Source organism: Streptomyces sp. NPDC047081 (genome assembly GCF_040643775.1).
Taxonomy (GTDB): domain Bacteria; phylum Actinomycetota; class Actinomycetes; order Streptomycetales; family Streptomycetaceae; genus Streptomyces.
Window position 1 is genome coordinate 134,374 of sequence record NZ_JBEYUY010000024.1, and the last position, 14,562, is coordinate 148,935.

The window sequence follows — 14,562 nt, forward strand, 5'->3', positions numbered from 1 at the left end:
ATCGGTTATTCGGTCAGGTGAGGAACCTGTTGCTCCGAGAATGCGTGTCGATGCGCAGGAGAAGGGGAAAGGCTTCCGCGATGGTCGAAACGGTGACGTCCGGCGTAGGACCTCCGGCCGGCGCGACGCGGTCTCCGGAAACCCACAGGGTTCGCATGCCGACGGCGGCGCCTCCGGCGATGTCGGCACTCAGTGAGTCGCCGACCATCCATGCCCCTTCCAACTCGGCGTCGGCGCGGTCAGCGACGATCTGGAACACGGTGGGGTCCGGCTTGCGGGCGGTCTCCGCGTCGGTGAAGCAGTACGCGTCGAAGAGGCCGTCTAGTCCGGTGCTCATCTTGATGCGCTGCTCGGCCTCCGCGCCGTTCGTCAGCAGTGCGGTGCGCCATCCCGCGTTGCGCAGTGCGCGCAAACCGTCGATGGCTCCCTCGTAGGGCTGGCAGAGTGACGGCAATCGCTCGGCGAAGGCGCGGGTGAGTTCGTCGGGTGACTCCGGAAAGCCGAAGCGGTCCGCTATCGCCTGCCAGGACTCCTCGGGCGTGCCGGGTTTCTCCTGCTCGGCACGGAGGAACGCCAGGCCTTCCGGTCCGAGGGCGCGTTCCTCGGCCAGTGCGACGAAGGCGGCGTCGATGGCGCTGACATAATCCACCAGCGTGTCATCGAGATCGAATACCGCGAAGGGTGTCATGAGCGGCCTTCCTCAAACTGCCTTGACGAGCTCGGCTTTGATGATCTGTCCGCTGCGGTCCGCGCGGATCCCTCGGATGGTCGGATCGAAGACGGTGAGGGCGCACGGCAGTGCCAGCAGGAGCGCGCTTCCCACCAGGACGTTGGACTGACCGATCGTCTCCGAAAGAGGGCCGGCGAGCGTGTAGCCAAGTGGCAGGGTCGCGAAGGAGATGAGCCAGTCGTAGGAGGAGAGCCGTGACAGGATTGCCTCCGGGATGAGCTGCTGGACCACCGAGTTCCACGCGCCGTTGAGGATCGAGATGGCGAAGGCGGCGACTCCGGAGCCGATCATGATGGCCCAGACCGGTGACGGTTGAACGAGTAGCAGCAGGCTCGGCGCGTAGAGGAACACGGCCAGGTTGCCGTAGACCAGCGGGCGGCGCAGCCACAGTCGCATGACGACCACTCCACCGATCAGACTGCCGATCGCACCTGCAGTGCTTACCAGGCCCCAACCTGTTGCACCTCCGTGGCCACTGACGATGACGGGGCCGAGAACCGAGAACACGCCGATCGAGAAATTGCACCCGGAGTGGGCCAACAGGCATACCCAGTACCACCGTCGGCCGGTCATCTCCCGCCATCCCTCCTTCAGGTCGCGAAGGAAGTGCATCGTCTCGGCAGCGCGCTGGGTGGAGACGCGCAGTCCGAGGAGCAGGAGCGCCGAAGCGAAGAAGGTGGCGGCGTCGACCCCGAGCGCGATGCCGGGACTTCCCGCAGCCACGAGGATGCCAGCGAACGCCGGGCCTCCGATCTGGGCCGCGGACTGGGTGACGGACAGCAACCCGTTCGCGGCCTGGGCATGTGCTGGGTCGATGACCTGCGGCAGGATGCCAGTGAACGCTGGCATGTTGAGGGCCATTCCAGCACCGAAGAGGATCTGTAGGACGACGAGCAGCCAGAGTGAGTAGTTCCCGGTTAGCAGGACGACGCACATCGCTGTCATGACGACGCCCTGGAGCACGTCGCTCGTGATGAGCAGGAGGCGCCGGGGCAGGCGGTCGGCGATGACTCCGGCCGTCAGAAGGAGGATCAGTTTGGTCGCGGTGCCCGCGCCGAGGACGATGCCGACGTCGATCGCGCTGCCTTCGGCGGCGAGCACGGCGAAGGGTATGGCGATCGGAGCGAGTGAGTCACCGAAGAACGAGATACTTCGGGCGAGCAGCAAGATCCGGAACTGTGGCTGACGGAAGAGCTCTCCCCGCCCGATCTGGACTCGTGGCTCAGCATGATCTTGCTCGGTCATGGGGGCATTCAACCATAGGGGTGAGTGAACGGTCCTGCCCAATTTGACTGTCTGAAAAGGGCAGTTGAAGCGGAATGGGGGCCATTTGAGGTTGGTCCCGGAAAGCGCAGGTACGCACGCACGTCCGTGTCTGCCGCCGCTCGCACGATATGGCGCGGGCGACAGCGGTCCGGAACTCCCTTAGAAGGAACTGGGTAGACAAGCACGTGGAAGCTCGTGGCAGGATGACTCGCAGTCAAGGCTCACCCGTTCACCAGGAGCCTGTCCCGTCCCCAAGCCCAACAACCCGACACTGCAAGCAAGTTAAGAAAATCCCAGGCTATATTCCGCCGGACTATTTCCAAGCATTGAGGGGCCATCCAATGGACATAAAGACCCCCAAACAGAGCCCTGCGCCCTACCGTAAAGTAGCGGCACAGGTCAGGCCCTCAACGAACATTCACGCCTATCCAGTCAGCTATCTGCCGATCGACCCCACCACCTTCTTCGAGGAGTCACCGGCAGCGCTCTACGCCCACATACCATTCTGCACCAAGAAATGCCACTTCTGTAACTTCGCAGTGACCACGACCCACAATGACGACGTTCGCGAGCGTTATGTCCGCGCTCTCGTCCAGGAGATAAAGTCGGCGCCCGATAAATTGCCCATGCCGCGGTCGACGTTCCAGTCGATTAACATTGGCGGCGGCACCCCTGCATTGCTTGAATCCGAACAGCTGGCGAGAATCCTCGACGCCTTTCGTGAGACGTACCCAGTCGCTGCCGACGCGGAAATTGGGGTCGAGTTCGATCCCGCGACTGTAAACCCGGCCAAGGCGAGAGAGTTGGTCGATGTAGGTTTCTCCAGATTCAGCGTAGGCGTCCAGAGTTTTGAGGACGAGGTTCTAGCTCGCGCGAATCGTGACCATGACGCAACCCGCGCGTTGGAGGCTCTTGCTACTCTCACTTCGGGTGAAATTAACGACAAAGTCTTCGTCAATTTGGACCTGATTTTTCCCCTTCCTGGACTATCGGGGAATTCTTTCCTGGAGGGCGTGGATTTGGCTGCAGGTTTGGATGTCGACGCTGTCACGCTGTACGGGCTAGAAATCTGGCCCAAGACCGTCTTCCACCACTGGCGATCACGGGGTGAACTACCACTTCCTGAACGGCTGGACGAGCTGAAATTCCACCTGCAGGCCCTCGATGTTTTGCGAAGCCACGGCTATCGCCCCGGGGCGGCCAGCGCGTGGCTGTCCCCTCGAACGACTGCCCCCTACAGCTCGTACTTGGACACCGTCTGGTCGGGTAGTCCGGTCTTGGGTTTTGGAGTCAGCTCTCGGTCGACCGTGGGACATCGCTCATGGAACAACGTGTCATCGATCGCCAGATACCTGGACGTCATCCACGGAGGAGGGGCACCCGTCGACAGCGGATGCAAGAGAACGCCTGGACAGTCGATGAGACAGCATGTCATCCGAGGATTCAAACGCGGATACGTCGATCCGGCGGCGTTTGAGTTGGAATTTGGCGAGCGGCTGGATTCCGTATTTCCGACGCAGTTGGAAGCAGTGGCGAACGCTGGCCTGATAAGTGAGTCCGATGGAATCCTCGAGTTGACCGATCACGGCCGCGTCCTAATTCCGAACATTGTCCACATTTTCGTCGAAGCTGACGAGCGGGAAGCAGCGCCATCCTCACTGGTCGGTGTTGCATTCGACATTCAAAGCGAGGGTCAATGAATTGGTTTTACGGACCGCTGGTGGCGGAGGCGTACGACGCGAAGGCGCCGCTCGGCCATACCTACGGAGACGTCGAGTACTATACGAAGCATCTCCAAGGAGTATCGGGCAGAATTCTCGAGGTCGGCTCAGGCACTGGCCGCATTCTCATCCGCCTGCTTCAGGCGGGCCTTGATGTGGAAGGCCTCGAGCACTCTCCTGACATGATCCGGATCTGTCGCCGCTACTGCGAGTCATTCGGCCTGAACCCGACGCTACACATGGGTGATATGGCATCATTTGCCAGTATACAGGCCTACGATGCTGTCATCATTCCCGCTGGGACTATCACGAACCTCAGCCGCGAGGATGCCCGTCGGGCGCTCGAGTGCTACGCGAAGTCCTTGGTTTCCGGCGGCCTACTGATTCTCGACCTGGAGATCCCCGGTCTACTGACAGGGCCTCAGCCGCTTAAACTATGGCGGAAAGGAGACGACGCATTGACCGTGGAGATCATCCACTCCACCTTCGACCCCTCGCTCAATCAGATGCACGAGTACGTGAAGTACGAGAAGTGGACAGCGGGTCGCTTCGTAGGTTCGGAACTGCATACCTTCCGGACACAGCACTGGGTTCCGGAAGAGTTCGCCGCTGTCTTGGAGGATGTCGGATTCGTCGATGTGAAAGTGACAGCAAACTACGACGAAAACGCACGACCGGGGCTGCGTGACCGAGACTGGAGCTTCCACGCTCGCAAGCCGTGACCTGCTGTCGGGCTGCTGCACTCAGACCAACCCAGAGCGCGGTGCCCTGCATGGTCACCAACAATGAGCGCTTTCTGCGTTGCCGCTCCAAGGTGAGGATGGCGGCGGCAATTGACGTCATTCGATTCGGGCTGCATCGGGATCTGCGGAAGATGTGCCATGACTTCAGGCGTGCGACGCCGCGCTCGACCGGTGCCCGGGCTGCGGACAGCCCGCGGTTGATGGTCTGTTGGGTGGGTGTGCGGCCACGGCCCAGCGGGTGTCTGAAGGCCGTCGTCACCCATGGGTCCGGCGCCCATATAGGCTCGGTCGGCGAGGATCGGGATGCCTTGGCGCTCACAGGTGCGGATGATCCGGTGAGTGCGGGCCGCGGTCAGGTCGTGCGCGGCCGGGCAGAGCGAGCGAGATCCACACCAGCCGCCCGTCCGGGTCGGTGACCACCTGTACGTTCACCCCGTGCCGACGGTGCTTGTAGGAGAAGTCGGCGCGGCTGTCGCCGACCCGTTCGCATTCAGCCAGGGTGCCATCGAGTAGGGCGTAGTCCGGGACGGCCTCGCGCAGGGCGCGCAGCAGGCTGGGTGCGCGGTCGGCGAGCAGGTCGACGATGGCTGCTGTGTAGGCGTGAGCGGTGCCGACGGAGATGTTGAAGCTGGCCGCGAGCTGGGCGAGGGTGTCGTGCCGGCGCCGGTACTCCAGGCCGACCAGGGCACGCTGGTGCGGCGGGAGCTTGCAGCGGCGGTCACCCTCACGGGTGACGATGAGCATGGTGACCCACTCGACCAGGGCATGGGGCAGGTCGAGTGCGCAGAATACGGAACCAGCGCGGCTCCTGTGCCTGTGGGTTGAGACTTCGAACACCTCCCCCAACGGCACGGGGGCTTTGTGTGTTGCGGCCCTCAACTCGACCTCACCGGCGTCACCCGATCCCTACGTTTTCCTCTGGGAGGCGGTGAGCCCTTCGTACGGTTCACCCACCCAGGAGTGCCGGGTGTGGCTGTCACCTGATAGCCGATGACGTGGCTCCCACTGATTGGCCGCCCGGCACTCCACGACGACTCGGCTGCCAATTAGGAAATGCGAATGATCGCTGAGTAGGGACCCGACAGCGAGGTCGTCCGTGGGAAGGATCAGTACTACACCGCACGGAGGCACCACATGATCGCCATCTGGGCCGGCATCGACGCAGGGAAGACCCACCACCACTGCGTCGCGATCGATGAGAGCGGCCATCGGCTGCTGTCACGTCGCGTCGCCAACGACGAGCCCGAACTGCTCGAACTCCTCGCCGACGTCCTGGCTCTGGGCGATGAGGTGGCCTGGGGCATCGACCAGGCCGACGGTGGAGCCGCCCTGACCATCGCGCTCCTCCTCAATCACGACCAGCCGGTGCACTACCTCTCCGGCCGGACCATCCATCGCGCCTCCGAGAGCTACCGCGGCGAAGGCAAGACCGATGCCAAGGACGCCGCCGTCATCGCCGACCAGGTCCGCGTCCGACGCGACCTGCATCCCGTACGCACCAGTGACGACACGATCACCGACCTCAAGCTCCTCACTGGCCGCCGCATGGACCTGGTCGCCGACCGCACCCGTACCGTCAACCGCCTCCGAGCTCACCTCACAGGCATCTTCCCCGGCCTGGAACGGGCGTTGGATCTAACCAACACCGGCCCGCTCACGTTACTGACGGGCTATCAGACCCCGGCCGCCCTTCGCCGGCTCGGCGTGAAACGCCTGGTCACCTGGCTCCGCAACCGCAAGGTCCTCCGTGCCAACCAGCTCGCCGAGACTGCCCTGCTGGCTGCCGAACGCCAGCACACCAGCCTGCCCGGCGAGAAGCTGACCGCCGAACTGGTACGCACGCTGGCGACGGAGGTGATCAGCCTTACCCAGCAGATCGCCGAGCTCGACAAGGCCATCGAAGCCCGGTTTCGAGAGCACCACACCTTCGACGTGGTCACCAGCATGCCCGGCCTGGGTGTCATCCTCGGCGCCGAGTTCCTGGCCGCCACCGGCGGCGACATGGCCGTCTTCGGCACCGCCGACCGCCTCGCCGGCTTCGGCGGCGTCGCCCCGGTTCCCCGCGACTCCGGGAAGATCAGCGGCAACCTGCGCCGACCTCGGCGCTACAACCGTAGACTCCAGCGTGTCTTCTACATCTCGGCGCTGTTCAGCATCCGGTACTGCGAGAACTCCCGCCGGTTCTACGACCGCAAACGTGCCGAGGGCAAGCGCCACATCCAGGCCGTCCTCGCCCTCGCCCGCCGCCGCGTCAACGTCCTCTGGGCCCTCCTACGCGACGGACGTTGCTACGAACCGACACCTCCACCGCCCCTTGTGGCTTGACAGACAGCATTAGGAATCAGTGGCCACTCTGAAACAGCTCGATGGCCCGAAACAGCCTTTAGCCCCAAGGCGCCGTTCAGGCCGACCGTCATTGAACCTCTTTCATCCTGAATACGTGCAGGTCATCAGGGTGTGAACGGCTTGGACGATGGTGCCGATGCGGCGTGTGGAGCATCTGGCGCGTCGGAGGAGTCGCCAGGTCTTCAGCTGTGCGAAGGCGCGTTCTCCGGGAGCTCGCAGTCGGGCGTGATCGCGGTTGAACTGCTGATAGTGCTCGGGTTGTTCGCGGTGGTGGTAGTAGGGGGTGCGAACGGTGGCGCCGGCGCCCTGATAGGCCCGGTCCGCAAGCACGAGGATCTGCCGGGTCAGGCACGCCTGGACGATGCCGTGGGCTCGCGCGGCGGTCAGATCGTGGGTGCGCCCTGGTGTCGCGCGGGAGAACCAGAGCGGGGTGCCGTCCGGCCGTGCGATGACCTGGACGTTCATGCCGTGCTGCTTGTGTTTCTGGGCGTAGTACGGCTCGTCGGCCTTGATGCGGTCGGTGGGGATGAGGGTGCCGTCGACGATGACGAAGTCGCCCTCGCCGAGTCCGGTCAGGGCTTCGTGCAGGCCGGGCGCCCAGGAGGCGAGTATCTCGATCGTCTCGTCGACGTAGCGCCAGGCGGTCGCCTCGGACACGCCGAATCCGGCGCCGACCTGCCGGTACGTCTCGTTCTTGCGTAGATGCGCCAGGGTGAGCAGGGCCTGCCTGAAGCAGCTCAACTTCCGCCAGGGGGAACGAAGTTCACGCCTTCGGGCGTAGATGAGCCAGGAGACATGCTCGACGAGCTCGTACGGGACATCGAGCATGGAAGGATACGGAACCAACAGGGCCCCTCGGTCGCCGGTGTGATGAGTGAGATCACCACGCCAACGACGAGGGGCCCTGCCCTGTCACGCCCCTGCCCACCAGCCTATTTACACCTGCGAGACAGGATGAAAGAGGTTCATTGAGCTTCTTCGAGCTGGCCTCCTATCAGGTGACGGCCTGCAAAGCACAACGAGCGAGGCCCCCGGGCTGATGATCGAGATGTCTGACGTCTCAACCACGCTGCTCGGGGGCCTCGTTGGTCATCTATCCTGCCGCACTCGACCTGCCCCATGCACTCGTGGAGTGGGTAAGCACGCTGGCCGTCACCCGTGAGGGCGACCGGCGCTGCAATCTCCGCCCGCACCAGCGTGCTCTGGGCGGCCTGGTGTACCTGCGCGAACACTCCACCCTGTGGCCTACCTTGTCGGCGTACGAGGTTCTCTGGCCCGGGTGACGTCGAAACAAACCGACGTCGCAAACTCGGTCAGAAGGTGACTCCCGGCATCACCTTGAAACGACTCCCGCACTGAGATACAAAGCCACTGCGAGGACTCCCGCCGATTCTACGGCCACAAACGTTCCGAGGGTAAACGTCACATCCTGGCCCGCCTCGCCTTGGCTCGCCGCCGCGTCAACGTTCTCTGGACACTCCTACCCAACGACGGGACCTACGAGGCCGTGCCTCCCGCCGCTCACGCGGCTTTACAAACAGCATTAGGAATCACTGCATCAGCTCTGCGCCCGCAGGGCTTCGGCGACGACCGAGACGTGCCCGCCCAGCGTTCGCGCGTGCAGGAGATCGCGGATGGGGATCCGGATGCCGAGGGCGAGGTTCAGCTTTCTGACCAACCGAGTGATCAACAGTGAATCTCCTCCGATATCGAAGAAGTCGGTCGAGTCGGTCAGGTTCTCGTGGCCGAAGAGCTCACGCCAGCTCGTATGGACGAGGGTGCCGGGGTCCGTGGTGGCGGGTACGGCCGGCTCGGCATCGGCCGAGGAGCTCACGAGGGAGTCCGCCCCTGGCGTCGTGACGAAGACGGTCGGCACCGTGACGGGGGCGGTGGCGGCCACCTCCGGGACGTGCCGGGGCCCTGCGAACGGATAGACGGGCAGGTGGACGGCGCGGGCCGGGGGAGTGAGGTCGGAGAGCGCGACGGGGTACCCGCCAGCCCACAGATCCGCGAGCCCGGCCAGCATGGCGTGCTTGGACGTGTCCGCCTTGGGTGAGCCGAGGGCGGCCGTCCGCAGGTCCGCCGCGTCCAGCAGGGGAGCCAGGGGGCGTCCCGGTCCGATGTCGATGGCGACCGCGCCCGGGAATCGTGCGGCCAACGCCGTGAGGGCATCCCCGAAGCGCACCTCCGACCGGGCCGCTTCGACCCACGTGCCGGGGTCCGGGATATCGCCGACCTCGTACACGTCGGGGCGACGGCCGGAGGCGAACACACACGTCGCTGGCATGTTCGTAAGTTCGGACACGGCGTCGTGCAGCGCGGGGAGCGCCGGATCGATGAGCCGGCTGTGGAAACCGCGGGTCGTACGGAGGAGGCGCTGGAAGGTCCCGGTGTCGATGCGCTGGGAGAGGAGCTGGAGCTCCTCCTCCGTCCCTGCGACGACACAGGCCTCGGGGCCGTTCACGGCCGCGATCTCCAACTCCGTACCCGCGATGAGGGCCCTGGTCTGACTTTCGGAGCAGGCGAGTGCCAGCATCCTGCCCGGCGGGCACGCCTGCATCGCCTTGCCGCGTTCGACCGCGAAGCCGACGGCCGCGCCGATGTCGAGCACGCCGGCCGTGGTGGCGGCGGCCACTTCTCCGAGGCTGTGCCCGAGGACGGCGGATGGCTTCACGCCGAGCTCTCGCAGCGCTGACACGGCCGAGACCTGGAGGCAGAGAATGGCGGGCTGGGCGAGTTCGGTGCGGCTGAGTTCGTCCGCCGGGAACTCGCTATTGTCCAAGGCCTGGCTCACGCGGTCCCGCAGGCCGAGCGGCAGGGTCTGGAGACACGATTCGAGCGCGGCGGAGAACCCCGGCAGCACCCGGTGGTAGGCGTTCGCCATGCCGGGCGACTGCGCCCCTTGGCCGGGGAAGGCAAAGATCACGGGCGGAGTCGTCGTCGCCTGCGAGCCATCTTCCTGCCGCCGGCGCAGCAGACTCGCCGCCTCCTGAACCGTGGATGCGACGACAGCCCGTCGGTGGCTCAGGTCGGCGCGGCCCGTCACCAGCGTCCGTGCCACATCGGCGAGCGCCGGCTTCTCCGCTTCGAGCCAGGTGGCAAGGGCCTCGGTCGTACGCGTCAGGGCGTCGGCACTGGCGGCGGACACGGGGAGGACGCGTGGTCCGTCCGCACTGTCGGACCGGGGCGTCGCGGTGACCGCGGGCGATCGGCGCGCGGCTTCCACGATGACGTGCGCGTTGGTGCCTCCGATGCCGAAGGCGCTGATCCCGGCCCGACGGGGTTTCGTACCGGTCCAGGGCATCGCCCGGTCCGGAACGAAGAGCGGCGAGTGCGGGTCGGCGATGAGGGGGTTGAGCTGGCTGAAGCTGGCGATGGGGGGCACCGTGCCGCTCTTGAGTACCGACAGGGTGGTGACGAGGGACGCCAGGCCGGCGCAGGCGTCCAGGTGCCCGATGTTCGACTTGACGGCGCCGACCGCGATCTGCCCGGGGGCGGCGCCCTCCGCCGTCAGTGCCGAGCTGGCCGCGCTCCATTCCAGGGGGTCGCCGACTGCGGTGCCGGTGCCGTGCATCTGGAGGTAGCCGAGGCTCGACGCGTCGATGTCCGCGGTGCGGATCGCCTCCCGGATCGCACGTTCCTGCCCTTCGGGTGAAGGCGCGTAGTAGCCGGCTTTGCCGGATCCGTCGTTGTTGATCGCCGTGCCGAGGATCACACCATGCGGCTCGACCTCGTCCTCGTTCACATCGCTCAGAAGACGCAGTACGACGCAGGCAGCTCCCGAGCCGCCGACGACACCGTCGGCTTCGCTGTCGAACGGTCGGCAACGGCCGGTTGCGGACTGGACGCCTCCGGGCAGGTGGATGTAACCGGCCTGCGGATAGTTCATGCCCGTGGCGACCACGAGGGCCTGCCGGCAGTCGCCGTTGATCAACGCCTGGACGGCGAGGTGGACCGCGACGAGCGAGGAGGAGCATGCCGTCTGAACGGCCATGGCCGGGCCGGTGAGACCGAGTTTGTAGGAGATCCGGCTGGCGAGGAAGTCCGGCTCGGTACCGTGGATCAGATCGTCCATGGCACCCGGATCGGGCTGCTGTCGGGCTAGGATCCATCGCAGGTACGTGCTTCCGGTGCTGGAGGCAAACACTCCTGTCCGGAGTGCGTCGCCATTCGGCCGCACGCCGGCGTCCTCCAGGGCCTGCCACGCCAGTTCGAGCGCGAGTCGGTGTTGCGGATCCATCCGCTCCGCCTCGCGCGGGCTTATGCGGAAGAAGTCGTTGTCGAACCTGTCCACTCCCCTCAACACGCCGTGCACCGGGACATAAGCGGGGTCGTCCACGTGGTGGGCCGGAACGCCACGCCGCAGCAGTTCATCACGAGGTATCGAGGCGAGGAATGTCTGGCCTTCGACAATCCCGTCCCACCACTGTCGGAAGTCGGTTGGGCCTGGCAAGCGGGCAACCATGCCAACCACAGCAACATCAAGGGAGGTGTCGCGCATCATGAGTGTTACTGTAACCAAAATTGTCACTCTATCAACGAGCCTTGTCTGATCGGGCAGTTACTGTCGAATCCGACATTGCTATACCACGAGGGGCGTATCAATGAGGCCGGTTGACGGGGCGCAAGTCCCAACTAATACGGCAGAATTGGTCATGGGGGGCGGACTCCATGAAATGGTGGCGCGCGTGGCGGCGAGTTCGCCGCACAGCGTCGCATTGCGTGCCCATGGCCGCGACTTGACTTATGCCGCACTCGACGAGGCCTCGACTCGGTGGGCCGCGGAGCTGGCGATGCGTGGCGTCGGACCCGGAACGCTGGTTCCGGTGTTGTTGCCGCGCAGTATGAGACTCATAACGGCTTTGCTGGCGGTCCTCAAGGCCGGTGCGGCATTTGCCTTGTTGGACCCCCAGTGGCCCCAGCCCCGTCTTCTGTCGGTGGTCCGCGACCTCGAAGCGACGATGGTCATCGACGATGACCCCGCGAACGAGTTGGGGTTGTCGGTGTGGACCCCGCCTGCCGGGGAGTTGACGGATTCCGGGAGCAGAGCGTCGTACGACGCACGGCCGCCGGTCGACTTCCGTCCCGTCGCGGTAGGTTCGGACGAGGCGTGTTGTGTCTTTTTCACGTCCGGTACGACAGGACGGGCCAAGGGCGTCGTCGTTCCGCACCGGTCAATTTCCAGGCTGTTCGTCGACGACACGTTCGCGTGCTTCGACCAGCGGACGGTCATGACACTGGCGGCGGCGACACCGTGGGACGCCTTTGCCCTGGAGCTCTGGGGCGCCCTGCTGCGGGGTGGGACCAGCGTCATCATCGAAGAGCCTTTCCTGACGCCGGACTTGCTGCGGCGGGGCGTCGCCGAGGACGGGGTGAACACGGTCTGGCTGACCAGCAGTGTCTTCAATATGATCGTTGACGAGGACCTCAGCTCCTTCTCCGGGTTGTCGCAGGTGATGGTGGGCGGCGAGCGGCTGTCGGTCGACCACGTGCGCAGGTTCCTTGAAGCACATCCGGTAATTGAACTCACCAATGGGTACGGACCTGTGGAGAGCACGATTTTCGCGAGTACCCACCGTGTCATGCCCATGGACCACCTCCGCCCGGGAGGGATTCCCCTCGGCCTGTGCGTGCCCGCGACACGCATCTACGTACTCGATGGGGATCGGGAATGCGGAGATGACGAAGAGGGGGAAATCTGCATCACGGGTGACGGGTTGGCGATCGGCTATCTCGGCGACCCAGAACTGACGGCGGAACGCTTTGCCACGTACGTCCTCGACGGTCGTCCTACCCGGGTGTATCGCACCGGCGACCTCGGAGTGTGGCGGTCGCCGGACGGATTGCTGGAGTTCCGTGGACGTGCCGACCGGCAGGTTAAGGTGCGGGGCAACCGCGTCGAACCGGCGGATGTTGAGCAGGCCGTCCTCAATATTTCTCCCGGCGTCGTCGACTGCCGTGTCGTGGCACGCCGGACGGCGCTCGATGACGCTTGCGAACTCGTGGCGTTCTGCGTGCCTCGTGAAAGGGGTGACCGGCTTCCCGGCCTGCGCAGGCTGATCGAAGAGCACCTGCCGTCGTACCAATGCCCCGCGCGTGTGCTGGTGATCGACGACTTTCCCCTGAACGACAGGGGAAAGGTCAGTGAGGCGCGCCTGCTCGAATGGCTCTCGGACGATCCTGAGCCGGATGCCTCCGGCATACCGGAGCGGCGGGACGTCGTCGCGAAGGCGGTGAAACCGTCGAGCGACGAGCTCAGGGACGTCGTCGCTGAAGCGTTCACCCAAGTGCTGGGCCGCACCGACGTCCCCGACGACGAATCTTTCTTCGGCATGGGCGGATCGTCGCTCGACGCGGGCCGGCTCTGCGCGAGGCTGGGGCAACGTACGCACCAGGTGATTCCGCTGTCGCAGTTCTACCGGGACTCGAGCGTGTCCGGCCTGACGGCCTGGCTGCGCGGCGCGATCGAAGAGGAGCGGCGCGAGCCGCAGCCGGTCGCCGACCTCGATTTGAGCCAGGTGCAGACTGCCTTCCTCCTGCGTGACATCGTCCAGCCGGAAGGACTCACGAACCACTGCCTGGTCGGTTGGACCCTGACCGGTCAGGTCGATCTCGAAGCGCTGGACCGGGCCGTGGTGGCCGTGCACGATCGCCATGAGCCGCTGCGGGCTGAGTACACGCTGGAGCCGCGACCGCACATGGCGACCACCGACATCGACGCGCCACCCCTGAACGTCCTTTGCCCCACGAACTCCTTCGAGGCCGCGGTCGAGGCCCTCAAGGCGGAACTAGCCCTGCCGTTCGCTCCCGAAGAAGGCATCGTCTGGCGCACGGCCATCGTGCCGGTGCTGGCCGGCGACGTGAGTGTCTTTGGGTGCAGCTTCCATCACGTGGCATTCGACGGCTGGTCTGAAGCCGTCCTCGCGGACGATCTCAGCCGGGCCTACAACGGCGAGGTGGAGGCCCCACCGCCCCCCGGACTGACCCAGCTCACCCAACTGCGCCGTATGAAGTCAGACAGCGCGGACGTCGAGGGACAACTACGGGCACAGGCATACACATTTCGCGGTGTTCCCGAGATCACCTGGTCTGAAGTCGCGCCGCCCACAACTGGGTTCGGAGTCGAGGCCCTCATCGAACAGCTGACCTCCAAGGAGTACGCGGCCGTGTCCCGAGTGGCCCGCGAGCGAGCCACCACCCCGTTCACCGTGCTGCTGACGGCGTGGGGATGGGCACTCGCCGAGGCGCTCGCCGTCACCGACACAGCGGTGGGGGTCCCGGTCGCGGACCGGGTCTCGGTAGGGGACGAGCGGGCAATAGGCTGCCAACTGGCCATCGTCCCCATCCGGTTGAACGGCCCATCCCTGCGTGATGGCCATGACGTTTCGTTCGGTGAGGCCATCGACTTCACGTCACGGCGGATCGAGTCCGCGCTCGCGTGCCAAGAGGCTCCGTCGGACCGGCTGGTCGAGTTGATCGGACCGGGCCCTCGCGGCCGTACACCGATCTTCCAGATGATGTTCGCGCTCCAGGACAACCGGGTGGCCGACCTGCGCCTGAACGGACTCGCGGTATCGCGCCTGCGCCTGCCGTACCTCGATGTGCCGATGGAACTGCACTGCGAGATCTGGCCGGCTGACGGCGGAAGCGTCCTTATCGAGGTGACCTACCACATCGCGGCAGTGCCGACCGCGGTCGCCCGTACGCTGCTGAGCGTCTTCCTCGACCACATACGAAAGATGGAAGGCTGAGTCGC

7 protein-coding genes and 3 pseudogenes are annotated in these 14,562 nt (G+C 65.2%); 5 read left to right on the forward strand and 5 right to left on the reverse strand.

Translation table 11 applies throughout. The features are described 5' to 3' along the window. Window positions 1–13 precede the first annotated feature (13 nt). Both ABZ848_RS35645 and ABZ848_RS35650 read right to left on the reverse strand, forming a co-directional pair. Window positions 14–688, reverse strand: a complete 675-nt coding sequence (locus ABZ848_RS35645) for an HAD family hydrolase (RefSeq protein ID WP_360838672.1) — start codon at window positions 686–688, stop codon at window positions 14–16. A gap of 12 nt (window positions 689–700) precedes the next feature. Then, window positions 701–1,975, reverse strand: a complete 1,275-nt coding sequence (locus ABZ848_RS35650) for an MFS transporter (RefSeq protein ID WP_360838674.1) — start codon at window positions 1,973–1,975, stop codon at window positions 701–703. A 362-nt stretch (window positions 1,976–2,337) separates the two neighbouring features. On the opposite strand from ABZ848_RS35650, the gene ABZ848_RS35655 reads away from it, so the two are divergent. Together ABZ848_RS35655 and ABZ848_RS35660 are read left to right on the forward strand one after the other, a co-directional pair. Beyond that, entirely contained in the window at window positions 2,338–3,696 is a 1,359-nt protein-coding gene (locus ABZ848_RS35655) for a coproporphyrinogen-III oxidase family protein (protein ID WP_360838676.1), read from the forward strand. Between the two features lie 20 nt (window positions 3,697–3,716). After that, entirely contained in the window at window positions 3,717–4,439 is a 723-nt protein-coding gene (locus tag ABZ848_RS35660; protein WP_360838678.1) for a methyltransferase domain-containing protein, read from the forward strand. A 76-nt stretch (window positions 4,440–4,515) separates the two neighbouring features. On the opposite strand, the pseudogene ABZ848_RS35665 reads toward ABZ848_RS35660, so the two are convergent. Continuing rightward, window positions 4,516–5,204, reverse strand: a pseudogene (locus tag ABZ848_RS35665) (transposase family protein); the annotation flags it as partial. A 390-nt stretch (window positions 5,205–5,594) separates the two neighbouring features. Between ABZ848_RS35665 and ABZ848_RS35670 the strand changes: the two are divergent. Beyond that, window positions 5,595–6,785, forward strand: coding sequence for an IS110 family transposase (locus ABZ848_RS35670; RefSeq protein WP_360838679.1), 1,191 nt, complete (start codon window positions 5,595–5,597; stop codon window positions 6,783–6,785). A gap of 102 nt (window positions 6,786–6,887) precedes the next feature. On the opposite strand, the pseudogene ABZ848_RS35675 reads toward ABZ848_RS35670, so the two are convergent. Continuing rightward, window positions 6,888–7,693, reverse strand: a pseudogene (locus ABZ848_RS35675) (IS5 family transposase). 198 nt (window positions 7,694–7,891) lie between these two features. Between ABZ848_RS35675 and ABZ848_RS35680 the strand changes: the two are divergent. Further along, window positions 7,892–8,047, forward strand: a pseudogene (locus ABZ848_RS35680) (IS5/IS1182 family transposase); the annotation flags it as partial. Window positions 8,048–8,364: 317 nt separating this feature from the next. On the opposite strand, the gene ABZ848_RS35685 reads toward ABZ848_RS35680, so the two are convergent. Further along, window positions 8,365–11,310: a beta-ketoacyl synthase N-terminal-like domain-containing protein gene (locus ABZ848_RS35685; protein WP_360838681.1), complete on the reverse strand. Its 2,946-nt coding sequence runs from the start codon at window positions 11,308–11,310 to the stop codon at window positions 8,365–8,367. 172 nt (window positions 11,311–11,482) lie between these two features. Here ABZ848_RS35685 and ABZ848_RS35690 point away from each other — a divergent pair, with 172 nt between their 5' ends. Next, window positions 11,483–14,557 carry an amino acid adenylation domain-containing protein gene (locus ABZ848_RS35690; protein ID WP_360838682.1) on the forward strand — a complete coding sequence of 1,025 codons (3,075 nt, stop codon included), beginning with the start codon at window positions 11,483–11,485 and terminating at the stop codon, window positions 14,555–14,557. The last annotated feature ends 5 nt before the right edge of the window (window positions 14,558–14,562 follow it).

Coding starts and splice junctions, on each gene's coding strand:
- ABZ848_RS35645 (WP_360838672.1), bottom strand. CDS start 688: ATGACACCCTTCGCGGTATTCGATCTCGATGACACGCTGGTGGATTAT.
- ABZ848_RS35650 (WP_360838674.1), bottom strand. CDS start 1,975: ATGACCGAGCAAGATCATGCTGAGCCACGAGTCCAGATCGGGCGGGGA.
- ABZ848_RS35655 (WP_360838676.1), top strand. CDS start 2,338: ATGGACATAAAGACCCCCAAACAGAGCCCTGCGCCCTACCGTAAAGTA.
- ABZ848_RS35670 (WP_360838679.1), top strand. CDS start 5,595: ATGATCGCCATCTGGGCCGGCATCGACGCAGGGAAGACCCACCACCAC.
- ABZ848_RS35685 (WP_360838681.1), bottom strand. CDS start 11,310: ATGATGCGCGACACCTCCCTTGATGTTGCTGTGGTTGGCATGGTTGCC.
- ABZ848_RS35690 (WP_360838682.1), top strand. CDS start 11,483: ATGGTGGCGCGCGTGGCGGCGAGTTCGCCGCACAGCGTCGCATTGCGT.